Source organism: Cupriavidus nantongensis, from assembly GCF_001598055.1.
In the GTDB taxonomy this organism is placed as follows: Bacteria; Pseudomonadota; Gammaproteobacteria; order Burkholderiales; family Burkholderiaceae; genus Cupriavidus; species Cupriavidus nantongensis.
The window spans coordinates 1,667,640-1,691,886 of sequence record NZ_CP014844.1; the positions used below are offsets into that span (position 1 = coordinate 1,667,640).

Genomic DNA, 24,247 nt, shown 5'->3' on the forward strand with positions numbered 1-24,247 from the left:
AGCGGTGCTCTGCCGCGCGACCCTCTCGGGGTGCATTTAGTCTTCGACTTCTTCCTGCGCGTCCTCGTCTACAGTCAGGCTCATGTGCACTTCCTGACCAAGCAGCGCGATCAGCCGGGCGCTGACCTTCTCGTCCGGGTGCGCCTGCGCGGTGAAATCGATGAAAACAGTGCCGCCTTCCTGCATGTCAAAGACCAGCTTCTTGACGCGGACATCGTCGAGCTTGATGTCGTCTTCCTTCTTGACCTTGTGATGGATAGTCAGCAGTTGGTGTTCCCAAGTGCCTTCCCACTTCTGCATGCCCAGCTTTGGGTTCTTCAGATTCGGCAGGTGATCGGCGGTAGTGACCAAGTCGCCCTGCACGCTGTCGTCCTTGTGGTAGAAGCTGGACTTCAGCGTCGTCGAGAACATGGCCAGCGAGTCGTTTGACACGCGGGCGCGGAGGCGAAGATCCATCCCGAGCACTGGCTCGTCGCCGTGCTTCTCGTTGCGCACGTTCACGTGCAGGATCTTCACCATCTGGTTTTCGAGTTCGAGCATTCCTTGGGCTCCGTAGAAGATGAGAGGGCGGGGATTAGGCGGCGGCGTCGAAGGACGAGAAGTCGAGTTCGCAGAGCCAACCGATCACCTCGGCCTCGGTGGCCTCGAAGTGGCTGACCAGGGCGCTGATGATCTCGGCGTCCGTCGGGCGCGACGGTGGCTGCGGGCGGCGTGCCATTTGCATAACGGGCGCGCCGCGCTGCGCCGAACCCATAGGGACGCGTGCAGCCGTTGGGGTGGGCCGAGTCGGGGTAGGGGCGGGCGCTGGTGCGGGCGCCTGGGCAGCAGCCTTCTCTGCCGCGGCTTTCTCGGCGGCTTCGCGCTCCAGCTTCTGCTGCTCTTCCTTTCGGATGCGCTCGCGATCGGCTTCCTCGTCGGCCTTGTGCTTGTCGATCCGGCTCGACACCACCAGGCGCAGGTCGTCCAGTTGCTTCGTTGCCAGGGCAACGCGGTCGGCGAACAGGAACTCGTAGCCGACGATTTCCTTGTCGAGGAAGGCGACGTTTGAGCGGATGCGCTTCGCCGACGCATCGGCTTCGATCTTGGCGTTGGCCAACAGCGTATCGACGGCATCCTGAATGCTCGATACCGAGCGCTTGCCCTTGGCCGCTCCAGCGAAGTCGGGTATGCCGAGATCCACCCAGGCGCCCCCGGTCTCAGCTTTCAGCGACTGGATGTGCTTGGCATACGTATCGCGGCCGCCACGGATGATGGATTCCTTCACTTCGACCTTGCGACGCGTCACCAGCTTGTCCAGGTCGAGACGTACGCGGCGGGCCTCGGCGCTGATGTCGTCGATAGTGCGGAACAGCTCGTCGATGCTCGCCGTCTGCGACAGCGCATGCTGTTTGGCGGCGGCCAGACGTTCCTCGACCATGCCGCACCACTTCACCGTCTTCTCGGCGTCGGCAAAGTCCTGATCGCTCGACAGGTCCTTGTTGATGCCGGCAAACACGGCGAGGGCGTGCTCGCGGTAATCCCGGAGGTTGCTGGCCGTCACGTGGCCGGTCACCTCGACCAGCAGGGCGGGCAGGGTCTCGGGGGTACGGCCGAGCGGCTTCACTTCGACGGCCTGAGGCACGTACTCGGCCAGATCCTTCTCGAACTGCTCCCAGCCGGCGCGGATGCGATCGAACCAATCCGAGTCGGGCGTGACCTCGGAGTCCACCATGTTCTCGCGAGTGCCGTCCGACACGACGAAGATGACGCGCTTGGCGCCGGTCACCATCAGGATCTGCTGGCACTGGGGCATGTGGCTGTCTGGCACGATCCCGTCGGCCACGCTGGCGGCGAGGTCGGCATTCCACTGCTTGTGCTCGAATGCCGTCTCGCCGTCCATGGTCAGGCCGTCGCACGAAGCGGAAATGCGGCCATCGGAGCAGGTGACGGGGTACAGATCCTCACCAAGGTCTTCTTCGACCAGCGGTCGGGCAAGCGCCTCGACCTGGTGGCCGTGGTCAAGGATGCGCTCCTGCACGAAGTCGCTGAATTCCTTCGGCGTACCAGTGTGCTTGATGTGCAGCAGCTCGGTGCGCTTCATGTATGGCGACAGGCCGAGCATGGCGGCTGCCTCGCTCGCGCCGTGGTACGAGAGGCGGAAGTGTTGCCATTCGGTGGTGCCTTGCACCAGGTTCTGGATCTGCATTTAGTTGTCCTCTGCGGCGGGGGCGGCCCACGATGCGATTTCCATCTTCTGGTCGTCGCTCAGGGTTTCCTTGGTTTCGATCATGGCGATGACCTCGTTGACGGTCTTCTGTGCGGACTCTATGGCCTTCTTCCAGCCGCCTTTCTTCTTTTCGAATGCCTCCGGGGTGCATGCCGGCTTTTTGGCATCGGCGCGCGGTGCCTGGCCTTCAGCGGCCGGCGCGGCGTTTCGGACCTCGCCGGTGAAGACGTCCTCAGCAGTGGCCTCGCCTTCCTTCAGCGAAGTAGTGATGCCGAAGAGGGTGGTCAGATGCTCGACGGTGATGTCTTCCTGACCAGCCACGCCCAGGAACGCGAAGACCTTCTCGGGCGAGACACCGTAGCGCTGCAACACCGACAGGGCGCGCGCGCGGCGGTTGGCCAGGGTCTGCACGTTACCGATCGCGGTTTCACGCGCTTGCTCGTACATGTCCGACCAGAACGCCTTCGGAACGCCTTTCAGGATGGCGTTGCGCAGCGCGATCGAGCATGCAGCGTTGGCTGTCACGCCGATCATGTCGGGCTTGTAGCGCTTGCCGTTCTTGTCGGTAATGCGGCGCTGAACTTCGTACGTGATGGCGACGTTGCGCTCCAGGTCATGGAATACGCCTTGCGCGGTCACGAACTCGCCCTGGTCGTTGATGACGCGAGCGCCAGCGCGGCTGTTTCCCCATGCGGAGGCGACGACCTCGGCGAAGCGCGCGCTCGGCCCTTCGATGGTCTTGCCATCCCGCGGCAACGCGTAGATGCACTCTTGCGCGATGTTCTCGTTCAAGGTGACCATCGCCAAAGCCTCATCGCGGAAGCGCTTGATGCTGCGCGGAAACTTGTGTGCCGTCGCGATCTGCATGTCGATCTCGCTCTTGTTGAGCAGCGCGGCCGTGCCGGATTCGGCGGTGACGAGTTCTAGTTCGCTCACGGTATTTCCTTGGAGTGGGGCGGATGGCTGAAACGGATCAGACGGCCGGGGCAGCCTCGACCTTCACGTACGGGTATTTCTTGTCGTACGGCTTGATTTGCTTGTGGAAGTGCGAGCCAATCGATTCGGCATCGCGCAGCGCGACGAAGTCCTCAGCGGTGAAGTTGCTGTAGTGGTAGAGGCTGGTGGCCTCGCCCTTGTAGTTCTTAAAGCGGACGGCCAGGGTGTTGGTCTCCGCGTCGTGACCGATGCTGTGAATCTTTGACGAATCGACCGGCTGCATGCCGATCGCGGGTGCGGTGGTTTCCATGATGGTCTCCAGGTGCGAAAGGGTTAGAACAGGGCGCCGGCGCGGATGGCGACAGCGAAAAACCAGACGACGGGCGCAGCGATGCAGAAGCCGGCCGCACAGGCGTATTCGATTGAGCGCTTACGCTTTGCCAACGCCAGCAGCTGATTGGTGTTGGGGTCGTAGGTCATACGAGTCCGAGCGCCTGAAGCGCGTTGGCCAGCAGCAGGATGCCGATCGCCGTCCAGGTTGCGGTACGCAGGCGCGAGATGTTGCGGGCCTGGCGCTCGCGCAGCTTGTTGAAGTCGTCGATGTCGATCACGATTGCGGCTCCTTGCGCTTCTCCACGACGGTCGCGACGTTGAGTGCCGTCTCCATCAGGATCTTCGTGGTGCGCTCCAGGCCAGCCACGCACTCGATGCCGAGCGCGGCTTTGCTGATCAGCATGATCAAGGCCTGCCGCACCATGTCGCGATCGCCATAGGCGCCTAATTCGCGCACGTACTGACCGATCAGCTGATCTGCCTTTTCTGCTGCGATTTGGGGGGTCATCACGATTGGTCTCCGCAGGCTTTGGCGAGGGCGGCACGCAACTTGAACAAAGCAATAGCCTCCGGATCGGTGGAGGACTCCAGCCATCCACCCTTTGCCAACACCGCTTCAGCTGCCGTTGCGGCGTCCACGAGATCAGGCGCGGCCTGGATCAGCAGGAGATTCGCGTTGCTTTCCGCCAGGGTCTTCTTAGGGTCGGAGCACAGAAATCCCCAGCCGATGTATTCCGCATCGACGATCGTGTGAACCGCGTTGTTGTTCGGGTCGGGATCAGTCGGCCGCAGCTTGTAGCCGTCCCACTGCCACGGCCCCGGTGTGAACTTGGCTTCCATCACGCAGCCTTCGAGACTTGTTGGACTTCAGCGGCTTCCTCGGCCACGACTTCGCGGAGCAGCTGCTCGGCGTAGGAAACGACTTGGGTCTTGTCGATCGAGCCCCAGGCCACGCGCTTCTCCGCTGCAGCGATGTAGTTGCGCAGCAGTAGGGCGGCCTTACGTCCGAGCGCCAACTGATTGAGAAACGCGCGCTCTGCGGCTGTGCCGTAAGAGAGTTCCGTGGTGTTCATGCTTGCTCCTTGGCGCGGGAGAGTACTGCTTTTGCGGTGCGGTACAGGCTGGTCTGCTGCACGCCTTTGCCGCGCATGTCGTCGCACTGGACATAGCGCTCGACCACCTCCGCTAGTTCTCGAATCAGCTTGTCCCGATCGGTTTGAGATAGAGATTGATCGCAGGTCATGCCGCAGCCCTTCCGCCCTCAGTCAGCGATTCCACGGCGTCGGCTTCGAGCTGCTCGATGAACGCCTTGGAGAAGATGTCCTGCATGGGGGCGGACTCGCTGCCGTCGTCGTTGATCAGCCGGATGTCGCTGGCCTCGAACATCGGCGTCTGGCCGATGCCGGGCGTGCTGAATTCGCCGGTGACCGACCAGAACAGGCCGGCGGTCATGACCACAGTGCTGACTTCGTCTGCGCGCAGCTGCCGACGGGGGCAGATGCGAGTGGGTGGGATCGGGGAGGGCATTGCGAGCTCCATCGGGGTTACCTTCGACGAAGCCGGGATTCAGGGGAGGGCGCGACAGTTCTGCTATGCTCGCCGAGCCGACGAGCACTCAGCTCCCGGACGCGGTTGAGTGCCGCGTAACGGTGATCCTCGAAAACATCTGGCGGTACCGGATGGATGTCCGGCAGGGCGCAAGCCCGTGCACCAGTTGCCGTAGGGGTGAGCCGCTGCGGGTCGCTATCCTAGGCGGCGATCCGCAAGCCAACCCTAAACCAGTTGGCAGCGCTGCCAGCGAAGACAGGGCCACTCGCCATGTTGGAACTGACGGTAAAACTGAAGCTCAGCGGCAAGCAACTCCAAGCTCTAATCGGATTGCTCATGCTGTTCTTCAGCTAGTTGTACCCCGGCCCCTTTGGGGCTGGGCTCTCGCTGGCGGGCCGGTGGTCACGACACCGGCCCGTCGTCACAAGCACGCATCCCTGCGCGCCCTCTCCTGAATCCCGACTTGTCAAAGAACGCTCACCTGGCACGGCTTCGTGCTGCTCGGTGAGTTGATGGAGTTATTACACCAAACGGTGAATAGATCGTCAACACCAAACGGTGAATGAATGGTGAATTGTGACTAATGTCACAATGTTCGCCCACGTCCAAGGAGAAGGCGCTGCCGCACAACGTGCCTAGTGCCGAGAAGGGGGAGTGGCGGAACAAGCGAAGCTACGGTCGGTATCGTCTAAACTGGCTCGACGCAATAGACAGGAGCCGCTATGGATCCCGCAGACGTGATCGCCGCCTTCCAGCAGCTGGCGCTGGACGAGGAACTGGAACTAGATGTGGATGACGCTGTGGCCGGCCTGGCGCAGATCCTGGCCGACGAGCGGATGCCGGAGGAGGTTAGGGTGGCGCTGGAGATGGTGGGTGCTACGCTCTACCGGGTGGGGTTGGAGCGGCGGATGGGGCCGGTGGGTGAGGAGGGGTAGGACTTGACCACCACGGGCAAGTCCTTTCGCTACAAGGGTTGGCGGGGAAGCGGCCACCAAACCACCAGGGCGAGGGCGTGAAAAAGCCCGCTAGGGGCGGGCTGATCAATGGGCGTTCGGACTGGCCTATTTCTTGGCGGGTGTCTGCGGCGCTTGGCCGGGCACGTTGATGATGATGGGTGGCTGCGTCGCCACTTGAGCCGCAGGCGCGGAGGGTGGCTTGCTCGCGTTCCAGATGGTGAACATCAAGCCAAGGATACCGAGAACGAAGGTCCCGAACATGCCAAGCGTTGCTGTATGAGTCCAGCGATTGTTCTCGGCTATGGCCTTGTTGATGTCGGCGCGGATCTCCGCAACGTCTGCCTTGGTGGCGTAGTTTGCGCGCATGACTGCCACGTCCTGCTGGAGGGCGGCCATGGTGTCTTCGAGGGCTTTGACGCGGGGTTCCATAGCCTCAGTATAAGGAGGTTCTCCGCCGCCAGGAGGAACTTCGAACTCGCGGCGGGTAACCATGTCAGTTACCGCCATAGATGAACTTTCGGAAGGTTTCCGGTAGGAAGTGTGCAACGAAGCCACATGTCAGGCATGTCAGCCCAGACACTGGCGTATGGCGCGACTCAGGGGAGCTGTCGGGCGAGAACATGCGCTGCCAGCCTATGGTCAGGCGGAAGTCCTTACCGGATATCGCTGACCAGTTCTCGTGGTGGCACATCGGACACACGAATTTCGTGGCCCTTCTTGCAAGGGCGGCCTCTATATCCGAGGCCGACGGGAAGGCACTCTGCTCTGCCATTTCAACGTTTCCAAGCTAGGGACGGAGCGCTCTACCGGAGCAGCAGCACATCGGCCGTGGCGCCTTTCTGGAGGTCGGTACTAGACCGAATCTCCAGCACCTCAATGTATTCCAGACAAACATCGTCCATGTGACCGCGCACGGCAAAGGTCACTGGCATTTCGCCTTTGCCGGCTTCCATCAATTGATCCAGGGCGTCGCGCAGTTCCGAGATCGTCATGGTTCGTTAAGCTGTTTGGTGCGCCCGCCAAAGCGGGCTTGTCGCGGGGTTATCCCAGCCAGGTGATGTACTCAATTCCGTTCTGCATCTGGCCCAGCAGTTGCACATGGTTTTCCTGGCTATCCGCGAAATCGGCCAGCACCACATCACGACCCTTAGCGCCAGAGTCGATCTGCTGCACATAGAAGTCGAGTCCGGCTTGGTCCGGCGCGCGGTTCAGGATGTTGTCGTACAGCTCCGTCACGAACTCGGTAGTCGTCGGATTGGCCCCATAGAGGCCTCGGAACTCGTCGGAGTTGATGAAGTTGGCTGCGACCTCAACTGTGCTCATGCCGCCATCGAGCTTGCTGATCCAGAAGCCGAGGCCAACCTGGTCGGGTGAGCGGTCGAAAGCTGCCTTGTAGAGGCGAAATGCGTCGCCGGCAGAATCCTCGAAGTCGAAGGCAAGGCGCTTATCGGAAAAAATGATCCGCTCAATGCCATTCACATAGTAGTTTAATGCGGGCGTGTAAATAACGCGTTCACTCCCCTCCCAAGTAACCAGGCAGTCTTTGATTGGCTCGAGAATGACGTAGCTATCACGGCCAGTGCTGCTGGGCGGCCGATGGAATGGATTCGGCTCAGCATATATCAGCACGTTGTAGAAGGTTGGCGTGAAGTCGTTTGTTGTGGAAACTGATAGCGAAAGCGTTGTCTCCTTTGTAAATGTCAGATACCCACTTCCAGATGCCTGAGATGTATCGCCTGTCTGATATTTGTAATCGTAATAGACTCCTCCTGTGGCAGTGTCAAAGATCTTCATTTCCAAGTTGCCAGGCCCGGCGAACTCAAATTCGTAATTTACCCCCGGCTTCACAGTTACCGAGTAAGTGTCGCTGCTCGGAGTCGGACCGGTGTCACGGTAATAGTTGAGGGTGCCGCTGACTACTGCGTCGCGTGTGTACCTGTAGCCATCTGGCGTAATGCGGATCTGGCCGTCTGTAGCTGGGAATACTACGGGCAATTCAGGGTTGAAATAAATCGGCTTGCTTGCTGGCATGTCCCGTTCCTCTCTTGTGGTAGGTCGGGAAACCCTAGCAAAGGCCGGCGCTGGGCGCAGTGATGAATCTCACAAGTCGTTGAATAACGAACTGGTGCAAGGGGGGATAACAAAAAGGCCGCTCTAGGCGGCCACTGAACTCTTGGTCTCAGTTGAAAGGCAAATTCAGCTGATTCCCGTCAAGGCGCGGGTAGCCTCGTTCGAGAGCGACCCTGAAATCTTGCCAGGTATCGGAGATCCGCAGGAGAAGCATCACGCCCTCCAAGTGCCGTTCGAGCGCGGGGTGCCCAACTTCCTCCGTAAGCCATTGGTGATGCTTGGCCTTCCTATACCCTTTCTCGGTCCTGGGATTCTTTCGTTCGAGCTCTTCCAGGATGCCAGGTGCGATGCGTGCGTAAACAATATTCTTGGTGTAGCCTGCGACGATGCCTGGGCGGCGAAGACTATCCCATTTCCATCCGCGCAGTCGGAAAATCTCTCGATAGAAGTTGTCCGGGAATCGCTTGGCCCAGGCAGCCAGTTCCTTTCTGAGGTACTGGTCAAGAATCGCCTGCAGAGCCAGGCGGTCGCGCACCTCTTGGTAACCGGTGGCTTCATCGACGAGCGCAACCACGCCGACCTGAGCCAACGCACGCATCAAGATTTCAGCTCTTTGCGCAACTGCGAGTTGCGGTCTCATCCGTAGCGCTCCGGCTTCCCTAGCCTTGAGCCATACATCGCAAATCTTGGGTAGCGCTGTTGCTTCAACACCGTGAGCCACCCCACCGCCAGCTCCGCGATAAAGGATTGGATCCGTTACCAGCAGCAGCAAGTCATTGGAAATAAAGGGATTTATCGCCTTTGATGATAGAAAAAAGGGTAGTTTCCCACCGCCGTCGGAATCACTTTCCTGTCGACTCCAATCAGATCCACCGTATGACCTGCCCAGGGCTTTACCGACGCCTCGCTGGGAAAGGACTCGCCGGCCGTCCGGTAGTACGGCACATGGAATTCGAAGGTTACCTATCGCCAATTCCCCGATGTGGGTTGCCTTCGGCACAGCCCCCCATCGGGCTGCCGCTCCCTTCTGGGCAATCGTCTTCCTTTCTTCCGGCGACAACGCTTCCGCCCTGGCTTTCGCTCCCTTCGCACGACCCGTAGGTTCACCCATGATTGTCATCTTGAGGTTGGATGCTGGCATCGTATCCGTCATTTAGTGGATTTGCAAGCATACTAAGGTAGAGTGCTAGGATGCTTGCAAACACGATGGCAAGAACGAGTTGCAGCCCTCGGAGGGGCGGGGCTAGCCCGCTGTGACGTATCGATGCACCGCGAAGATGCAGTGACCAATCTCACAAGCCGCAGGATATGGTCACGCGGACCGTTGACTACCGTGGCCCATCTGCCTCGCGGAGCTACCCACGGTTGTGTCAGTTACGGCTCTTGCAAGTGCGCGCACGGTGTGGTACGGGCCGACCATGAGTTGCTGGTGCGAGCTGCTCGCCGCGATAACAGAAGCCTGCGCGCAGCGGGCTTAGCTATTGCTGGTTAGTAGTGTTATTGCATATCGAAGAGCGCAGGCTGCTTCGCGATAGCCTCAAGGAGGAGAGCCTCGACCTCCTTGCGCACCTCAGAAACTTCCACTGGCGTCCCGCTGCAATCAGCTCGCATATTGTCATTAGCGATAAAGTCGGCGGAAGATACTCCGCCAAAGACATTTACGATTCGCGAGTTCGCGCAGGTGGAGTATGACCGATTGAGTGTGCCGCGTACGAGCTCGGCCTTGGAAGGACCCGCCTTTATCTCATACGCGTACTCGAGAGTGATGCCGCCAGTCCTCTTATCGTAAAGATAGGATGCGTTCCTTGGCATCAACAGTGCTGCCGCAACGAAGTTGACGTTATGTTGCGCTACCGTCACCGTCTCCGTCCGTTCGGGCTGTACGCGTTCCTCGTGACGGAGCTTTTTAACTACCACTGGGATTGCGCCTGGGGAACTGTCTACAAACTGCGCCAGCGGCAGTTTTTTTCCCAGAGCTTCTGATAGATCGGTTTGGAGCAGCGGGTCCTCCGGGGAAATTTGGAGGTGAATCTTGCCTCGCCGCTTCGCAAGTGACTTCTCGGCTTCAGGTCCGAAATTCCGAGCTACCGAACCGGTGCTCGCTTGAGATGGAGTCAATCTTAGGGTCGGCAACGTGGCTGTGAAGTCGTTGTGGATTTTCCCGTGGGGAGATTCTTCGCTAGCGATGTCTGCCATTGCCTCGACATCAGCGACGTAGAAGGTCGGGGGGAATGGCTTGGTGGATTGCGCTTCGACGACTCGCTTCTTGATAGTAAAGTAGCGCTCTGCGTTTAGGCCTTGACGTTGTTCACCGTAAAGCGCCCCGATTAAGGTGGTCGAGTAAACGTACTTCCCCGCCACTATCTCTGGCCGCACTCTATTTGCGAGACTGCTTCGGAGTGTCTCGGCCTCCTCAGTCGTTACAAGGCCACGCACTTCGATGGCCGAGATTGTTTTGAACGTTTGTTCAATGCCCGGCTCACTGAACTCAGTAGTTTTGGCCATGTATTCGGAGCCCTGAGTATAGAAGGCCTTTTTCCCTTCTTGCGTGGCGACTTTGGTCCATAGATCACCGGTGCGCTCGGGCATCGACCTATCCAAGTCAACTAGTGCTCGAGCCGCTTCAAAATATTCTCCCTGTTTAACCTTGTCCTGAACCGCAAGTTCGGCTCTGTCCTGCCAAGTCTGGCGTGGGATTATTGCGCATGCGGACAGGAGGCCTGCAACTGCAATAGATGTGGCTTTCAACATACGGTCCATACGAATTCTTGTAGTTGGCTTGCAAGGAACGCTAGGCAAATAGCTTTGCCATGACGTCTGAGGGGGGTTATTTGATGCGCCGATAGGCTGAGGGAAATAACGCACAAGCGAGATTACGCATCGGAATCGAGCTAGAGGAAAATCGGGGGGAGGGCTGTCAACCTAGTTCATTTTCGCGGCAAATCTTGTGACGGGCATCACTATCCGCGAAAGAACGGACGCCAGTCATCAAGCTGCGTTACTTTTTGCGTGCGCTGGCTTTGGAGGCGGCTCATCGTCTGCAGCAACGTTTTCCAGCGCCCCCAAAGCATAGATTTCAATCCTCTCCCTGGTCCGCTTCGGTGCTTTTTTCCACTGCTCGCGGGTGATCGACACGAACGGCCAATCACCGTTGCTGGCGGTAGCTGGTTCTTTGGCAGGAAGGTCAGTCGAGCGCAGGTCCGATGCGGCTTCGGAATCAAGCCATCCCGTTGGGCGGTCACTATCCCACGCGACTTCCATTGCCCGCGCGATCTTTTCGCCAAATGACTTCCTGCCAGCCAGCATATCGCTGATCTGGCTGGCGGGCTTGCCTAGCCGCCTCGAGACAGGGGCAAGCCCGTGCTGGTCGACCAGGCGGGCCAAGTTTCGGCGCCTTGTTTCAGGAAGTTTACTCATGAGGCATTAGAGCATTTTGCAACCAAACGGTGAATTCACCGTATGGTGTCAATATTCACCGTTTGGTGTATGATTCAGGGAATGGAAAAGCTCAAAACATTCCTCATGACCATCCCCAAGGAGGAACGCGCCCCCTTCGCGGAGCGCTGTGGGACAACTTGGCCGTTCTTAAGGAACGTCATGTACGGCCAGCGCACCCCTGGTGAAAAGCTATGCGTGGCGCTGGAGCGTGAATCCGGTAAGGCGGTCACTCGCAGAGATCTGCGCAACGATTGGTTTGAGATCTGGCCGGAGCTGGCCGCCTAGCCGGAGCCAGCGATGCTGAAGCGCGTTTGCTCATTGCTTCGGCAGGCACTGGCGATCCCGCCTCTTGCCCAAATCGGGTGTGGAGATTCGGCGGCGAGGGGAGCACGTGCCTTAGTCCTTCGGCGGCAGGTCGATGTACTGACCGAGCAGCGCTCGGACCTCCGCGATCTTCTTTCGCATCATGGTCTTCCACGGATCTTCGTAGATGACCTGGCCGCCGCAGAGAGGACACGGCGAGCCTTCCTTGGCCTCGCTGGACTGGAGGCAGGTGTAGCAGTGCCAGGCGCGACGATCGTCTGGTGGTTTCTTGGCTGAGGGCATGGCGGTAGCGGTCCATGGCTTGTGCTGGGCAGTTTAGCGGCATCGCTTCGATGCCTTTCTTTTTACGGGAGAACCAAGTGTCAACTCCAGTGTCAAGTGTTGCCACTCAAACAGAGTTGCCGCTGATGTGCTTGATGGAGAAGCCGCGCGCCATTGAGCAAGGTGTCATCTCGTCCATCTCCGACGAGTCCAGCCTGATCCGCAAGGCAATCGAACTGAGTCGATTCAAGTTCATGGAGAAGACCTATGCGGGCTACCTGGGGCTGTCGCCGTCTCAGTTCTCCAAGATCAAGCACGGCCGTGACGGCGCCGGGAAGGTCTGGCATCTGCCCATCACCGCCATTGCGCGCTTCGAATGCCTGGTCGGCCATACGCTGCTGACGCAGTGGATCACCTACCAGCGAGACCTGATGTTCAGCGACGACCTGCGCGAGCTGCATGATGCGGAGCAGAAGGCCGCGGCGCTGCGGGCCAAGCTCCTCGGGAGGGCGGCATGAATGCGCGCAACCTTCAAAAGGCGCAGCGCGCCTGGATCAACGAGCTGCTGCACAGGATGACCATGGCCAATACCCAAGCCGTGCGTGTCCAGCTGTGCGCGGAACTCAAGCGGGAAATTGCCGAGCTGCTGGAAGGGCAAGTAGGGAGCAAGCAGTAATGGCTAAGGATGTCACGAAGCCACCGCAGAAGAACCGGTACCGAAAGATCGAGGTGCGCATGTGGGGGGACGAGAAGTTCCGCAACCTGTCCCCGTTGCAGCCTAGCGGTCAGGGCCTATGGGTCTTTCTGTTGACCGGCCCGCACACCGGGCCCATCCCCGGCCTGTTCCGAGCCGGGCGCGCGGCGATGGCGGAAGAACTGGACTGGGACGTGGAAGCCTTCGAGGAAGCCTTCGGGGAAGTCTTCCAGCAAGGTATGGCGAAAGCCGACTGGAAGGCTAAGGTGGTGTGGATTCCGAACGCGATCCACTGCAATCGGCCCGAGTCTCCGAACGTGGTGCTGTCCTGGGGTGGAGAGTGGGACTTGATCCCAGAGTGCGACCTTAAGCGGGAAGCCTACGAAGCCCTGAAAGCCAGCATCTACGCGCTCGGAGAGGGTTTCGCAAAGGCATTCGACAAGGCTTTCGGTAAGCCTTCCGAAAAGCCTTCCACAAAGCCTACTGGCAAGACATGCCCTAATCAGGAACAGGAGCAGGAGCAGGAGCAGGAGCAGGATAAAAGAAGTAACCCTGACGGGTTACTCGTCGACAGCGACCCCGCTGACGACTTCGTCCTCGGCGAAGGCGGGGGAAAGGCAACTCGCCCTGACTGCCCGCATCAGGAAATCATCGCCCTGTACCACGAGATTCTGCCGATGTGCCCGTCCATCCGCGAGTGGAAAGGCGCGCGTCAGGCGAACCTGCGCACTCGTTGGAACGAGGATCCCAAGCGGCAGAACCTCGACTACTGGCGGACCTTCTTCACCTACGTTGCAGAGTCCAAGTTCCTCACGGGTCGAGCGAAGACGCAGGAAGGCCGCAAGCCATTCCTTGCCAGCCTGGACTGGATCGTGAAGGCCGAGAACTTCACCAAGATCCGTGAGGAGCGCTACCACAACGAGGAATCCGCGCCATGAGCCTATTCCTCGCTCGGTGGGCGCAACAGCTTGTCCTGGATGCCGGCTCGGCTGTCGCGTATGTCCTGAACGCGACGGGCAACATCGCGAGCTTCAATCTCGTCGGTGAAGAGGCCAAGCACCGTGCTGCTCGGCAGCGGCTTCATTGCCTGAAAGGCTTTCACGTTTTCGCGAACCAGATCCTTCACTTCGATGACGGTCACTGCGAATCGCGACGGCGCTTCGTAGTTCTCAGCCAGAACGGCCCACAATTTTTTGGAGATTCCTGACATGTTCGACGGACGTGTTGTTTGGTTGCATGACGACGATTTTAAGCCCGAGCTGATTCACGACGAATCAACGCCGGTCCAGTACCGTCTGAAGCCCGAGGCTTTTGACGCGTCGTTGACTGCCCACTTCCTGGTGTGGGGCGATCGGATCGTCAAGAACCGGCATGGAAAGACTGGCGAAATCACCGCCGAGTACAGCGGGGCGCCGGTATGAACGCCCCCGACGATTTCCCGCAGCCCCGCGCGCTGTTCAGCATCGAGGCAGAGCAGGCGGTGCTGGGTGGTCTGATGCTCGACAACGGCGCAATCGACCGCATCAACGGCTTGGAGCCGGCGCACTTCTACCGCGACGACCACCGGGAGGTGTTTGGCGCAATCTACCGCCTGGTGTTGGCCAACCGTCCTGCCGACGTCGTGACCGTGTTCGAGGCGTTGCAATCGCAGGGCAAATCCGAGCGCTGCGGCGGACTGGGTTACCTGACCGACCTAGCGCAGCGCACACCCAGCGCGGCGAACATTGCCCGCTACGCCGAAATCGTCCGGGACCGCGCGCTGCTGCGCGAGACTGCTGTGGCCGCACGCAAAGTGCTTGAGCTCGTCGAGTCGCCGGGCCCGACGAAAGGGGCAGAAGCCGTCGATCGCGCGCAAGGGCTATTCGCGGACCTTGCGCAGGTCGGCGTGCGCCGTGGGCCGAAGATGATCGGCGAGCTGATGGAGTCGGTCATCACGCAGGTCGACGAGCGGTACCACAGCGGGATCGAACCCGGCATATCAACCGGCATCGAATCCATCGACCGCGCGCTGAACGGCGGTCTGCATGCCGGCAACCTGGTTATCGTCGCCGGGCGTCCCTCAATGGGGAAGACTGCGCTAACCACTGACATCGGCCTGAACATAGCGGACGCCGGCCTAAGCGTCCTGTTGGACTCCATGGAGATGTCCGACGCCGAGATCGTTGCGCGCGCATTGGCCAACCGCGGTCGCATCAACCTGTCGGCACTTCTGCGCGGGCGCCTGGAGGACAGCGACTGGCCCCGCCTGACCTGGGCGGTGCAAAACATGGGCGACATGCGTTTTGCCATCGATGACACGCCCGCGATGTCGCTGCTCGAGGTGAAGACCAAGGCTAAAGCCCACAAGCGCAAGCATGGGCTGGACCTGCTGATCGTCGATTACCTGGGCCTCATGTCCGGCGGCGAAGAAAAGATGCGCACCCAGCAGATCGGCGCCTATTCGCGCGGCCTGAAGGCGCTGGCCAAGGAACTGGACATTCCTGTGGTTGCGCTGTCGCAGCTCAGCCGAAAGAACGAGGAACGCCCAGACAAGCGGCCCATGCTGTCGGACCTGCGCGACTCCGGGGACATCGAGCAAGACGCCGACGTGGTGCTTTTCGTGCACCGGCCAGAGATGTACGACCCGAACAACGAGGCGCTGAAGGGTTACGCCGAGGTGCTGATTCGCAAAAACCGGAATGGAGCGCTCTGCGACGTGCCGTTGCTCTACAAGGGGCCAGTGACCAAGTTCGAGGATTGGACGGGCCCGCTGCCGATGGTTTCTGCCGGCGCGGCGGCGCGCAAGCGCGGCATCGCCGCGGATCTGTGAGGACAGCATGAGCGACTTCTTCGAAACCGCGACCGCCACGGAAGCGCCTGATTCGCAAGGGAATGTCCCCGCAGCGTTGGGTACGCCGGCCTGCAACCTGAACATCCTGGCCATCGACATCGGCACCACCACCGGCTGGGCGCTGGGCATGCACGACGGCGCGCTGCACAGCGGTAGCGAGTCCTTCGCGCCCCGCCGCAACGACGGGCCCGGCCAGCGCTGGCTGAAGTTCTCTGCGTGGCTCGGCGAGCGCGCGCGGCAGGCCGGCGAGATCCACGCCGTCTACTACGAGCTGGTGCTGCGCCACACCGCGGTGCAGGCCGCGCACGTGTACGGCGGATTCGAGGCGCACCTGCAGGCTTGGGCCGACCGCAACCGGATCCGCCTGGTCGGTGTCCCGGTGCCAGTAATAAAAAAGGCGGCGACGGGGAAGGGCAACGCCGACAAGGACGCCATGATCGCCGCCATGCGCGCGCGCGGCTATCGAGTGGTCGACGACAACCACGCCGACGCGCTGGCTCTGCTCGAGCACGCCCGCAAGCAGGAGGCCTGACCATGCCGCGTTGGACTCCCAAAGAGGAACAGAAGCTGCGCGAACTGGTGGCCACTGGCCAGTCGTATCGCGTGATCGGGGCTCATCTGGGTCGCGCCGGTGACACGGTGTTTGCCAAGGCCAAGGCGATGGGGCTCGGCCCGAAGCCGCTTACCGGCGAACGCTCGCCCACCTGGATCGCCATCCTGCGGATCTGTGCCGACGGGATTCCGCGCACGGTGCATGAGTTAGCCATGGCCACCGGCGCAGCGCGGCACACCGTCGAATGCTTGTTCTGGGAGCGGAAGAAGTCGAAGCAGGCGCACGTGGCGCGCTGGCTGGCCGGCCACGGGGCGCCGGTGCCGTACTGGCTGCCGGTACCGGGGCGGAGCGCACGTCGGCCATCGACGCTGACACCGGCTGAGGTGTCGAAGCGCTTCCGCGACCGGCTCCGCGAGAACGACCCAATTGCATACCGCGCCTACCTGGCACGGGCTACAACGCGCGCCGCGCTGAAGGCTGGGAAGGTGAAGCCGCAGCACGCCGTAGTGCGCGCGCTTTTTGGAATGGGAGGAACCAGAACATGAGCAACTGGAACGGATAATGCTGCTACTGCGGTGCGATCGGCCACCGGCCCGAGAACTGCCGCTGGAATCGCGGCGTGCGATTGGCGAGGCCGCTATGAGCAACGGTCACGGAACCTGCTTGAAGTGCCGGGGCGATGTTCAGGTGTTCGGCTCGCGCTGGTGCCAAGAATGTTGGTACCCCGGAATCGACGACGGCTACCAGCGGTACCGCGATCTGATCGAGGAAGGGCACTCGCGCTACCAGGCGAAGGTCATGTCTGGCTGGGGCGATCCGGACGAAGCGAGGGACGACTGACCATGGCAGCGCTATACCGCGAGTTCACCCTCAAGTCGCCCGGCATCTGGCCGACGGTGCTCGCGTTCATCAAGGCCAATGCCGCAGCGTGCGCCGACAAGGGTAGCCCGCTGCGCATCATCGTGACGGCCGAGGAACGGCGGCGCACGACCGAGCAGAACGCCTTCTACTTCGGCCCGGTGCTGCGCGACATCGAGGAGCAGGCCTGGATCGACGGGCAACAGTTCAAACGCGCCACCTGGCACGAGTACTTCGCAGACATGTTCGCGCCGAAGGTTGAGATTGCGCTGCCCGATGGCCGGTTGTTCACGCGGCGGAAGTCGACGTCGGAGTTCAGTGTCGGCGAATTCAGCGAATACGTGGCCAAAGTGCAGGCGCACGCGGCCAACGAGTTTGGAGTCGCGTTTGACGGCGTGCAGTGACCTGTCAAATGACCATCAAATAGGGGAACCATTCGATGCAATACAACCGCTTGACCGACAACGATCGCCGCTTCGGCCCCTTTGACCTTGGCCAGCGCCACACGGACTGGCGCCCGATCAGCCTGGTCTTGCAGTCGGGGAGCGGGGAGCACCTGGGCTGCGCTCTCATTGCGCGTGCCTTTGGCTGGACGCTTCGCCTTCGCCTGCCGCAGATCATCAAGCCGTTCGAGATTCGGCACAAGGCCGAGACGTGGGACGCGGCCACCATCGAGCGGATGGGTCGTGACTGGTGGGCCGAGGTGTTCCCGTGCGAATACGGCTTCAGCGTCGACGATGGCTTCCTGCAGGTGTACCTCGGTCCGCAGACGCACGACAGCCTCACGACCAAGAGCTGGTGCAAGCACCTGCCCTGGACGCAATGGCGCTTCATCCGGTTCAGCCTCTTCGGACTGGACGGCGAGCATCTGCGTACGTGGCTCGAGCCCAAGCGCCGCAAGCTCGATGGCAGCGGCTACGACCGATTCACCCAGCAGCGCGAGTTCGAAAAGACGATGCCCAAGGCGGTGTTCGAGATCGAGGACTACGACGGCAAGCGCATCCAGGCCACCACGCACATCGAGGAGAGCGAATGGCGATTCGGCGAAGGCTGGTTCAAGTGGCTGTCGCTGTTCTGCCGCCCGAAAGTCCGCCGCTCGCTGTCCATCGACTTCGACAGCGAGGTCGGCCCGGAGAAGGGCTCGTGGAAGGGCGGACTGATGGGCACCGGCATCGACATGCTGCCCGGCGAGCTGCACGAGGAAGCCTTCCGCCGCTACTGCGAGGACGAGCTCAACAGCAAGTATCGGAAGTACCGCATCACTTTCGTTCGACGCGTGGATGCGTCAGCGCCAAACGAAGGGGGAAAGGTAAATGGCTGAGAACTCAACCATCGAATGGACCGATCACACGTTCAATCCATTTATCGGGTGCACGAAGGTCGGTCCCGGCTGCGACAATTGCTACGCAGAGCACCTGATGGACAAGCGAATGCATAAGGTCGTCTGGGGCCCGCACGGCGAGCGCGTCCGCACCAGCGCTGCCAACTGGCGCAAGCCGTTGGCTTGGAATGCCCGGCACGAATCCTTCTTCGCGGAGCATGGTCGCCGGCAGCGCGTCTTCTGCGCCTCGCTGGCTGACGTGTTTGACAACGCCGTCAGCGTCCAATGGCGCTATGACTTGCTGCGCTTGATTATGGACACGCCCAATCTAGACTGGCTTCTGCTGACGAAGCGGATCGGCAATGCAGAGCCAATGCTCGAACAGTCCATGCGCGCGCTCACGCACGGGCGCGAAGGATGGCGCGATAACTACCTGCCCAACGTCTGGCTGGGCGCCACCATCGTCAACCAGGCCGAGGCTGACCGCGACATCCCGAAGCTAGTGGAGATCCCGGCGCGCGTGCGCTTCCTCTCCATGGAGCCGCTGCTTGGTCCCGTCGATATTGCGAAATGGCTAGAGCCTTGGACGTGCTCGGACTGCGCGTACCACGGCAGCGAGAACGATAGCGGCGCCTGTATGTGCGCCGATTGCGGCATCGAGGCGCAGTACGACGAGTCGATCGGTAGTGCCCGGTGCGCGCAGTGCAGCAAGGACGATGGTACATCCGACGATGTTGGCGACACCTGCCCTAAGTGCGCAAGCGTCAGAGGATGGGGTCGCGACTACGGCTTCAAGTTTGACAGCGAGAAAAAGCTATTGGACTGGATCATCGTGGGTGGGGAAAGTGGCCTCGGAGCGCGGCCGATGCATCCCGACTGGGCCCGGAGCCTGCGCGACCAGTGCGCAGCGGCCGGCGTGCCGCTCCTGTTTAAGCAGTGGGGTGAGTATCTGCCGTGGACGCATTTCAATGTTGCCAAGATCGATGACCCGCCCGAGCAAACGCGATTCGGCACCATGGAGTGGCAAGACGACCATTGGGAGCACGTCGGCTATCCGACCTGGGCGGATTCCGCGGACGGCGTGATCGACGACTTGCAGTGCATGGGGCGCGTCGGCAAGAAGGCCGCCGGCCGCCTGCTGGACGGCGTGCAGCACGATGGATTCCCGGTATGAGCGCCGCCGGATCGAAGCACCTGAAGCGGCTGACGCCCATGGTGCCGGGCGAAATGCAACCGGTGTTGTGGCCTGACGGCAAGGTCCGGGAAGGGTTCTATAGCGGCGAGGCGACTCACGGCCGTGGCTTTCCGCAGTGGGCGCTGCAGCTATTCGGCGGCAATAAGGCGCATTGGTTTCTGGAGATGAATAGTACGCCAGACAAGCGTTCGCTTTGCGGGCGCGTGTGGTCGTCTCCGGCCCAGCTTCACCTGCCGGGCAACTACCCGCGCTGCAAGGCCTGTGAGAAGGCGCGGGAGGCGCAGCAGCGCGCGGGGGTGATGCCATGAAGTGGACGCATGACGCTCTGCAGGAGGATCTGGCCCAGTACCTGCGCGAGAAGACCCAGCGCATGGTCTGGACCAACATGCAGCTGGGGCCTGTTGGCTCCCCGCGGCCCGATGCCTACAGTCTGGCCTTCAGCTTCAGCCGATTCACGCCGCTGGCCTACGAGGTCAAGATCTCCACATCGGACTTCCGCCGCGACGTGACGGCGGGAAAGTGGCAGAGCTACCTTCGCTACGCCTCGGCTGTCACCTTCGCAGTGCCGACCGGTCTGATCGGCAAGGATGACATTCCCAGCGGGTGCGGGCTGATGGTCCGCAACGACACCGGATGGCGCACCGTAAAGGCGCCGACACTACGCGCCGTCGATAACCTGCCGCTGGACGCGTGGCTGAAGCTGCTGATGGACGGCGTGAGCCGGCTGGTGGAGCTGAGCCTGCCGACGCGCCGCGACGAGTACCGCCTGATTGCCGAACTCGAAGTGCGGCTCGGAAAAGAGGTCTCCGAGCTGTTGCATGACCGTCGGTCCGCCCGGTACCGCTATGAGCAGGCCACAGCGGCACTGGAAGAGGGCGCCAAGGCCGCCGACACCAAGTACCGCGAGTTGATGGAGCGGGCCCGGAAGGACGCCGACCGCGACGCTGCAACCATCGATTCGGCCAGACGCGAGCTTGCCGAGGCGTTGGGACTGGAGCCGGACGCCCGGACTTTCGAGATCGCCGGTGCCGCGCGCTCGGCTGCGCTTCGCCTGGAACAGGACGCAGAGGTCCAGCGCCTGCGGCGGCTGCTGAAGCAGGTGAGCCAGTCGCTGGACGAAGTCGACAAGCCACTGCCGGCTATCGCGAGGGCTGCGTGAGCAACGTCATCCAGATCGAAGAAATGCGGCTGACCCAGCGCAGCCGCTCCTATGTGGGGCGGAGCGGCGAATGTCAGCACATGAACCTCACAATGGACGAGGACGGCGACATCGTGAAGTGCGATGACTGCGGCATTCAGGTGTCCGCCTTCTGGGCGCTGAAGCTGTTGTCGGAGAACTACGGGCGCGCCATGGCGAAGCTGCAGAGTCGAGAGCGCCGGCAGGCAGACGTGGAGGGCAAGACCATCCATCTCCGAGCCGCCCAGGAAGTCGAGCGAGCATGGCGCAGCCGCACCATGGTGCCGACCTGCCCGCACTGCGGCGAGGGCATCGCGCCGACGGACGGATTCGGGAGGTCAGCGGTCAACAAGCAGATTGACGAGCGTCGCCGTCAGCAGCGCCGGGAGGGCGAATCTTGACCCTTCCAAGCTGGAAATTCCGTGACCCCGCCGAGGTCTACGAACGGACTGAGTCGATGGGGTGCAAGGGCTGCGTTCATGTCGACATGGTTTTTGGCAAGAGCATTTGCAAGAAGGGGAAATACTATGGCAGACGGTGCAAACACTATGCCGAAGAGACTGTCGGAAACCAATGTGGGGGACGTGTTCGGGCGTCTGACGGTTCTTGACCTTAACGTGGAGCGGGACTCGCAGGGGCGCCGCAGGTTCTTATGTAACTGCGCCTGCGGCTTTAGAGGTCAGTTTGACGCGTACAACGTGCGCTCTGGCATGACCAAGTCATGTGGTTGCTTGCGCGACGAACTGAGCAAGGTTCGGCGAAACCGTGTTCGACACGGGATGCACCTCACGCGGGTTTATCGGATTTGGGGCGGCATGAAGAGTCGATGTCAGAACGCGAACCATCATGCCTATGCAGACTATGGCGGTCGCGGAATCAAGGTCTGTGAGCGGTGGATGGTGTTTGAGAGTTTCCTGGCAGACATGGGCGAACCGCCGCCAAAACGAACGATTGAGCGCATTGATAACAATGGCAACTACGAGCCCGGGAATTGTCGATGGGCGACTGTCGCGGAACAGAACAAGAACAGAAGGGACACATCCCGCGTGGTTCTCGCTGGGATGCTTCGGCCGCTTTGGGATGTGGCCGTTGAATGCGGACACTCCGTCGGGCTACTCAAGAGCAGACTCAAGCGCGGGTGGTCAATCGAAAAGGCGGTGCGGACCCCGAAATTGCAGAAATGGGAAAGGGCGTGACCAGAAGCTGCTGCCGGGCGGCAAGCGAAGGAATCACGGCAAGCGTTGCCAAAGCTACAACAACGGGGAAAAAGCCAATGAAGGTATCTGAACTGCAGGAAGGCTTGCTTGACTACTGGGTGGCCAAGGCACTCGGCGATCGAGAGATCAGCATGCGGGATGGTAAATGCGAGTCGAGGTTCCACCCCGATTTTGATTTCCACTTGTTCTCGCCCACCGTTGCCTGGCATGAGGCCGGCCCGATCATCCAGGCTAACAACATCCAAATCGGTCCGCCGACCGGGGCTGTGCATCGTTACGGTGGACCGAATGCAGGTTGGGGGCCTTCTGGATTCTGGTCTGCCTGCACCTGGCACGCTGGAGTCGACGGCAAGCGAGCGTTCGGGCACGACAAAGACAGCCCGCTTGTGGCAGCAATGCGCTGCTACGTGATGCTGAAGTTCGGCCGCGAAGTACCGGAGGTGACCCAATGACTCAGGCGATTTTCAGGAACACCGCGCAGGCGCTGCACGTGTCGTATTTGGTGCTCAGCATGCCGCCGCGGCAAGGGGCACCGTTCCGCAACATGCTGGTTCGCATGCTGGAGGATCTGGATGACCTGACCCACCAGCAGCAGGTGTGGCTGGATCAGCTGCGCGGCACTGCCGGTAGCGGCACCGTCAACTTCGGCGGCCTGTCCCCGGACGAGATCCGGGCCCAGTGCAGCATGATCACGGCGGCGGTGCGCGACCGGCTGCCGGAGCCCGAACGCAATGTCATTTGGGCGCGCTATGCCTACCAGGCCGAGCGAGCTTCCGGTGTACGTGGCTTGGCCGGCTACTACCAGAGCTTGATTGGCGTGGGCAACGACATGGCCATGTTGGCGCTGGTCTGGCGCCGGTACGCCGGGAAGGAGAGGGCAGATCAGGATTTCTCGTTCCGGCAGATCGCGGCCGAGTGCGGCGGGAGCAAGAGCACCTACGAGCGGGCGAACAAGGTGCTGACCGCCCATCTGCGCGCTCTGGAGGAGCGGGCCGACGAGACGCTGACCGCCAATTTCCGTGCCCACGGCGTGATCGAGGACGAATCCTTACAAGCAGCTTGAGTTTCTGGGACAGTTGGCATAGTATTTGCCCAGACTCGCAGCAGTTGTCCCCGAAGCCCGCCTAGTGCGGGCTTTTTGCGTTTTGGAGCTGCCAGCGGGGCGAAAGACGCGGCGCCGCGGTGGGTGCGCTAACACCCAACCGCGGCCCGCACCAGCAGCGTAAACCTGCAAGTTTGGCCAGGGCCGCGCCACCTGTCGACAGGCGAGGGCATCCTAGCACAGCGCAGGAATCTAACCCCCATGCAGGAGATCCGTTGCGGTAACTGCCACCGCAAATTGGCGATGGGCGCGTACACGCACCTGTCCATCAAGTGTCCGCGCTGTCGGACGATGAACGACCTGAGGGCCGCGAGCTCCGCACCAGAGAGCCAGCGAGCTCCGCTAGACGGAGATCGCGGCCATGACGGCACCGAGCACGCTGAACACCCTTCATCGCGAGAACGCTGTGGAGATCCTTCGGACGCTACCTGAGCTGTCGGTGGATCTGTTCTTTACCGATCCGCCATATTCGTCGGGTGGCCTACATTCCGGTGCCCGGGCGCAGGCCCCTGGCCAGAAGTATGTCGGCGGCGACGTCAAGACGAAGTACGTCGAGTTCGGCCATGACAACAAGGACCAACGGTCCTGGACCTTCTGGTGCATGACCTGGTTGTCGGAAGCATTCCGCGTGGCTAAGGACGGCGGCAACCTGGTCTGCTTTTCGGACTGGCGCCAGCTTCCGAGTTTGACGGATGCGGTCCAGGGCGCGGGATTCATCTGGCGCGGCGTGGCGGTTTGGGATAAGACCCCGGGCCGTGCGCGGCCACGTATGGGTGGCTTCTCCCAGCAAGCCGAGTTCATGGTGTGGGCAACGAAGGGCGCCGTGAAGACCGATATCGGAGTTTGCTTGCCCGGGGTGTTCTCGGAGCGGCTGCCGCACCCCAAGCGGCACATGACCGAGAAACCTTCCGGTTTGGCGCGCGACATCGTCCGCCTGACGCCAGCCGGTGGCGTGGTGTGCGACCCCTTCGCAGGGTCCGGCACGTTCTTACTTGCGGCGCAGGAGGCTGGACTTCACTGGATCGGCTGCGAGATCGAGCCGGCATACCACGAACTGGCGAGTCAGCGCCTTGGCGGCGCGACGTAGCCAGATGACCTACGCGCAATCCCTCTTTGCGGACCGCCGAATCATCCCGGATCCTCACTGGGGCGCCCAGGCGGAAATATGGGCGCGCACTTCTTCCGTGGCGCAGTCCCGCGATGAGGTAGGCAGCGAACCGTGGCGCGC

General features: G+C 61.3%; 39 protein-coding genes. 20 read left to right on the top strand and 19 right to left on the bottom strand.

Translation table 11 applies throughout. The annotated features are described in order from the left end of the window. Nucleotides 1-36: 36 nt before the first annotated feature. From A2G96_RS07745 to A2G96_RS07780, 11 genes are all read right to left on the bottom strand, one after another. Nucleotides 37-540, bottom strand: coding sequence for a hypothetical protein (locus tag A2G96_RS07745; RefSeq protein WP_062798280.1), 504 nt, complete (start codon nucleotides 538-540; stop codon nucleotides 37-39). 34 nt (nucleotides 541-574) lie between these two features. After that, a complete protein-coding gene (locus tag A2G96_RS07750) occupies nucleotides 575-2,185 on the bottom strand; it encodes a YqaJ viral recombinase family protein (RefSeq protein ID WP_062798282.1) in 1,611 nt (536 codons plus the stop codon). Beyond that, complete coding sequence (locus A2G96_RS07755) at nucleotides 2,186-3,073, bottom strand: hypothetical protein (RefSeq protein WP_150124067.1); 888 nt, start codon at nucleotides 3,071-3,073, stop codon at nucleotides 2,186-2,188. 106 nt (nucleotides 3,074-3,179) lie between these two features. Further along, nucleotides 3,180-3,452: a KTSC domain-containing protein gene (locus A2G96_RS07760; protein ID WP_062798286.1), complete on the bottom strand. Its 273-nt coding sequence runs from the start codon at nucleotides 3,450-3,452 to the stop codon at nucleotides 3,180-3,182. Between the two features lie 23 nt (nucleotides 3,453-3,475). Beyond that, nucleotides 3,476-3,622, bottom strand: a complete 147-nt coding sequence (locus A2G96_RS33695; RefSeq protein WP_154676079.1) for a hypothetical protein — start codon at nucleotides 3,620-3,622, stop codon at nucleotides 3,476-3,478. Beyond that, nucleotides 3,619-3,753 carry a hypothetical protein gene (locus tag A2G96_RS34255; protein ID WP_257733296.1) on the bottom strand — a complete coding sequence of 45 codons (135 nt, stop codon included), beginning with the start codon at nucleotides 3,751-3,753 and terminating at the stop codon, nucleotides 3,619-3,621. Before A2G96_RS34255 ends, A2G96_RS33695 begins: the two co-directional genes overlap by 4 nt. Further along, nucleotides 3,750-3,986, bottom strand: a complete 237-nt coding sequence (locus tag A2G96_RS07765; protein WP_150124068.1) for a hypothetical protein — start codon at nucleotides 3,984-3,986, stop codon at nucleotides 3,750-3,752. Before A2G96_RS07765 ends, A2G96_RS34255 begins: the two co-directional genes overlap by 4 nt. Beyond that, nucleotides 3,983-4,315 (bottom strand): hypothetical protein, encoded by a 333-nt coding sequence (locus A2G96_RS07770; protein ID WP_062798290.1) that lies wholly within the window; start codon nucleotides 4,313-4,315, stop codon nucleotides 3,983-3,985. The genes A2G96_RS07765 and A2G96_RS07770 overlap by 4 nt, the downstream gene beginning before the upstream one ends. Beyond that, nucleotides 4,315-4,548 (bottom strand): hypothetical protein, encoded by a 234-nt coding sequence (locus A2G96_RS07775; protein ID WP_062798291.1) that lies wholly within the window; start codon nucleotides 4,546-4,548, stop codon nucleotides 4,315-4,317. Before A2G96_RS07775 ends, A2G96_RS07770 begins: the two co-directional genes overlap by 1 nt. Continuing rightward, on the bottom strand, nucleotides 4,545-4,718 hold the full coding sequence (locus tag A2G96_RS33700; RefSeq protein ID WP_154676080.1) for a hypothetical protein: 174 nt from the start codon (nucleotides 4,716-4,718) through the stop codon (nucleotides 4,545-4,547). Before A2G96_RS33700 ends, A2G96_RS07775 begins: the two co-directional genes overlap by 4 nt. Continuing rightward, nucleotides 4,715-4,927 carry a hypothetical protein gene (locus A2G96_RS07780; protein ID WP_062798292.1) on the bottom strand — a complete coding sequence of 71 codons (213 nt, stop codon included), beginning with the start codon at nucleotides 4,925-4,927 and terminating at the stop codon, nucleotides 4,715-4,717. Before A2G96_RS07780 ends, A2G96_RS33700 begins: the two co-directional genes overlap by 4 nt. An 818-nt stretch (nucleotides 4,928-5,745) precedes the next feature. On the opposite strand from A2G96_RS07780, the gene A2G96_RS07785 reads away from it, so the two are divergent. Further along, a complete protein-coding gene (locus A2G96_RS07785; RefSeq protein WP_062798293.1) occupies nucleotides 5,746-5,958 on the top strand; it encodes a hypothetical protein in 213 nt (70 codons plus the stop codon). Nucleotides 5,959-6,084: 126 nt separating this feature from the next. Here the strand turns inward: A2G96_RS07785 and A2G96_RS07790 are convergent, their stop codons facing one another. The 6 genes from A2G96_RS07790 to A2G96_RS33085 all read right to left on the bottom strand — a co-directional run bounded on the left by A2G96_RS07790 (nucleotide 6,085) and on the right by A2G96_RS33085 (nucleotide 11,433). Beyond that, on the bottom strand, nucleotides 6,085-6,375 hold the full coding sequence (locus A2G96_RS07790) for a hypothetical protein (protein ID WP_150124069.1): 291 nt from the start codon (nucleotides 6,373-6,375) through the stop codon (nucleotides 6,085-6,087). 407 nt (nucleotides 6,376-6,782) lie between these two features. Further along, on the bottom strand, nucleotides 6,783-6,971 hold the full coding sequence (locus tag A2G96_RS07800; protein ID WP_062798297.1) for a hypothetical protein: 189 nt from the start codon (nucleotides 6,969-6,971) through the stop codon (nucleotides 6,783-6,785). 49 nt (nucleotides 6,972-7,020) lie between these two features. After that, nucleotides 7,021-8,010: a DUF4214 domain-containing protein gene (locus A2G96_RS32255; protein ID WP_082818870.1), complete on the bottom strand. Its 990-nt coding sequence runs from the start codon at nucleotides 8,008-8,010 to the stop codon at nucleotides 7,021-7,023. Nucleotides 8,011-8,158: 148 nt separating this feature from the next. After that, nucleotides 8,159-8,689 (bottom strand): P63C domain-containing protein, encoded by a 531-nt coding sequence (locus tag A2G96_RS33805; RefSeq protein WP_167354349.1) that lies wholly within the window; start codon nucleotides 8,687-8,689, stop codon nucleotides 8,159-8,161. A gap of 857 nt (nucleotides 8,690-9,546) precedes the next feature. Beyond that, entirely contained in the window at nucleotides 9,547-10,638 is a 1,092-nt protein-coding gene (locus A2G96_RS07815; protein WP_062798300.1) for a hypothetical protein, read from the bottom strand. A 399-nt stretch (nucleotides 10,639-11,037) separates the two neighbouring features. After that, nucleotides 11,038-11,433, bottom strand: coding sequence for a hypothetical protein (locus A2G96_RS33085; RefSeq protein ID WP_150124071.1), 396 nt, complete (start codon nucleotides 11,431-11,433; stop codon nucleotides 11,038-11,040). A 114-nt stretch (nucleotides 11,434-11,547) separates the two neighbouring features. Between A2G96_RS33085 and A2G96_RS07820 the strand changes: the two genes are divergently transcribed. Next, nucleotides 11,548-11,772 (top strand): transcriptional regulator, encoded by a 225-nt coding sequence (locus tag A2G96_RS07820; RefSeq protein ID WP_062802107.1) that lies wholly within the window; start codon nucleotides 11,548-11,550, stop codon nucleotides 11,770-11,772. 111 nt (nucleotides 11,773-11,883) lie between these two features. On the opposite strand, the gene A2G96_RS07825 is transcribed toward A2G96_RS07820, so the two are convergent. Then, nucleotides 11,884-12,093 (bottom strand): hypothetical protein, encoded by a 210-nt coding sequence (locus A2G96_RS07825; RefSeq protein WP_062798302.1) that lies wholly within the window; start codon nucleotides 12,091-12,093, stop codon nucleotides 11,884-11,886. Nucleotides 12,094-12,227: 134 nt separating this feature from the next. Between A2G96_RS07825 and A2G96_RS07830 the strand changes: the two genes are divergently transcribed. Genes A2G96_RS07830 through A2G96_RS07835 form a run of 3 tightly spaced genes read left to right on the top strand, consistent with a single transcriptional unit; the run spans nucleotide 12,228 to nucleotide 13,704 of the window. Beyond that, complete coding sequence (locus A2G96_RS07830; protein WP_150124072.1) at nucleotides 12,228-12,590, top strand: hypothetical protein; 363 nt, start codon at nucleotides 12,228-12,230, stop codon at nucleotides 12,588-12,590. Beyond that, a complete protein-coding gene (locus A2G96_RS33810) occupies nucleotides 12,587-12,748 on the top strand; it encodes a hypothetical protein (protein ID WP_167354350.1) in 162 nt (53 codons plus the stop codon). Before A2G96_RS07830 ends, A2G96_RS33810 begins: the two co-directional genes overlap by 4 nt. Then, nucleotides 12,748-13,704, top strand: a complete 957-nt coding sequence (locus A2G96_RS07835) for a hypothetical protein (RefSeq protein WP_062798306.1) — start codon at nucleotides 12,748-12,750, stop codon at nucleotides 13,702-13,704. Before A2G96_RS33810 ends, A2G96_RS07835 begins: the two co-directional genes overlap by 1 nt. 2 nt (nucleotides 13,705-13,706) lie before the next feature. On the opposite strand, the gene A2G96_RS07840 is transcribed toward A2G96_RS07835, so the two are convergent. Further along, on the bottom strand, nucleotides 13,707-13,976 hold the full coding sequence (locus tag A2G96_RS07840) for a hypothetical protein (protein ID WP_150124073.1): 270 nt from the start codon (nucleotides 13,974-13,976) through the stop codon (nucleotides 13,707-13,709). Between A2G96_RS07840 and A2G96_RS07845 the strand changes: the two genes are divergently transcribed. The 15 genes from A2G96_RS07845 to A2G96_RS07910 all read left to right on the top strand — a co-directional run bounded on the left by A2G96_RS07845 (nucleotide 13,975) and on the right by A2G96_RS07910 (nucleotide 24,106). Continuing rightward, nucleotides 13,975-14,187 (top strand): hypothetical protein, encoded by a 213-nt coding sequence (locus A2G96_RS07845; RefSeq protein ID WP_062798310.1) that lies wholly within the window; start codon nucleotides 13,975-13,977, stop codon nucleotides 14,185-14,187. The genes A2G96_RS07840 and A2G96_RS07845 overlap by 2 nt on opposite strands. Then, the gene (gene dnaB / locus A2G96_RS07850; protein WP_062798312.1) at nucleotides 14,184-15,575 is read left to right on the top strand and encodes a replicative DNA helicase; all 1,392 of its coding nucleotides are present in this window, start codon (nucleotides 14,184-14,186) and stop codon (nucleotides 15,573-15,575) included. The genes A2G96_RS07845 and dnaB overlap by 4 nt, the downstream gene beginning before the upstream one ends. Nucleotides 15,576-15,582: 7 nt before the next feature. Next, nucleotides 15,583-16,128 carry a hypothetical protein gene (locus A2G96_RS07855; RefSeq protein WP_231909626.1) on the top strand — a complete coding sequence of 182 codons (546 nt, stop codon included), beginning with the start codon at nucleotides 15,583-15,585 and terminating at the stop codon, nucleotides 16,126-16,128. A gap of 2 nt (nucleotides 16,129-16,130) precedes the next feature. Beyond that, nucleotides 16,131-16,694, top strand: a complete 564-nt coding sequence (locus tag A2G96_RS07860; RefSeq protein WP_062798314.1) for a hypothetical protein — start codon at nucleotides 16,131-16,133, stop codon at nucleotides 16,692-16,694. Between the two features lie 94 nt (nucleotides 16,695-16,788). Continuing rightward, entirely contained in the window at nucleotides 16,789-16,989 is a 201-nt protein-coding gene (locus A2G96_RS07865) for a hypothetical protein (protein ID WP_062798316.1), read from the top strand. A gap of 2 nt (nucleotides 16,990-16,991) precedes the next feature. Further along, complete coding sequence (locus A2G96_RS07870) at nucleotides 16,992-17,411, top strand: recombination protein NinB (protein WP_062798318.1); 420 nt, start codon at nucleotides 16,992-16,994, stop codon at nucleotides 17,409-17,411. A 35-nt stretch (nucleotides 17,412-17,446) separates the two neighbouring features. Continuing rightward, entirely contained in the window at nucleotides 17,447-18,328 is an 882-nt protein-coding gene (locus tag A2G96_RS07875; RefSeq protein WP_174549299.1) for a hypothetical protein, read from the top strand. Further along, nucleotides 18,321-19,502, top strand: coding sequence for a phage Gp37/Gp68 family protein (locus A2G96_RS07880; protein ID WP_062798320.1), 1,182 nt, complete (start codon nucleotides 18,321-18,323; stop codon nucleotides 19,500-19,502). The genes A2G96_RS07875 and A2G96_RS07880 overlap by 8 nt, the downstream gene beginning before the upstream one ends. After that, nucleotides 19,499-19,831, top strand: a complete 333-nt coding sequence (locus tag A2G96_RS07885) for a hypothetical protein (RefSeq protein ID WP_062798322.1) — start codon at nucleotides 19,499-19,501, stop codon at nucleotides 19,829-19,831. The genes A2G96_RS07880 and A2G96_RS07885 overlap by 4 nt, the downstream gene beginning before the upstream one ends. Beyond that, a complete protein-coding gene (locus tag A2G96_RS07890; RefSeq protein ID WP_062798324.1) occupies nucleotides 19,828-20,682 on the top strand; it encodes a hypothetical protein in 855 nt (284 codons plus the stop codon). Before A2G96_RS07885 ends, A2G96_RS07890 begins: the two co-directional genes overlap by 4 nt. Next, entirely contained in the window at nucleotides 20,679-21,101 is a 423-nt protein-coding gene (locus tag A2G96_RS07895) for a hypothetical protein (RefSeq protein WP_062798326.1), read from the top strand. The genes A2G96_RS07890 and A2G96_RS07895 overlap by 4 nt, the downstream gene beginning before the upstream one ends. 872 nt (nucleotides 21,102-21,973) lie before the next feature. Further along, nucleotides 21,974-22,369: a phage protein NinX family protein gene (locus A2G96_RS07900; protein WP_062798328.1), complete on the top strand. Its 396-nt coding sequence runs from the start codon at nucleotides 21,974-21,976 to the stop codon at nucleotides 22,367-22,369. Further along, on the top strand, nucleotides 22,366-22,980 hold the full coding sequence (locus tag A2G96_RS07905) for a hypothetical protein (protein ID WP_062798330.1): 615 nt from the start codon (nucleotides 22,366-22,368) through the stop codon (nucleotides 22,978-22,980). The genes A2G96_RS07900 and A2G96_RS07905 overlap by 4 nt, the downstream gene beginning before the upstream one ends. Before the next feature lie 240 nt (nucleotides 22,981-23,220). Continuing rightward, complete coding sequence (locus A2G96_RS32260; RefSeq protein ID WP_082818872.1) at nucleotides 23,221-23,451, top strand: Com family DNA-binding transcriptional regulator; 231 nt, start codon at nucleotides 23,221-23,223, stop codon at nucleotides 23,449-23,451. Then, the gene (locus tag A2G96_RS07910) at nucleotides 23,381-24,106 is read left to right on the top strand and encodes a DNA-methyltransferase (protein WP_062798331.1); all 726 of its coding nucleotides are present in this window, start codon (nucleotides 23,381-23,383) and stop codon (nucleotides 24,104-24,106) included. Before A2G96_RS32260 ends, A2G96_RS07910 begins: the two co-directional genes overlap by 71 nt. Nucleotides 24,107-24,247: the final 141 nt, after the last annotated feature.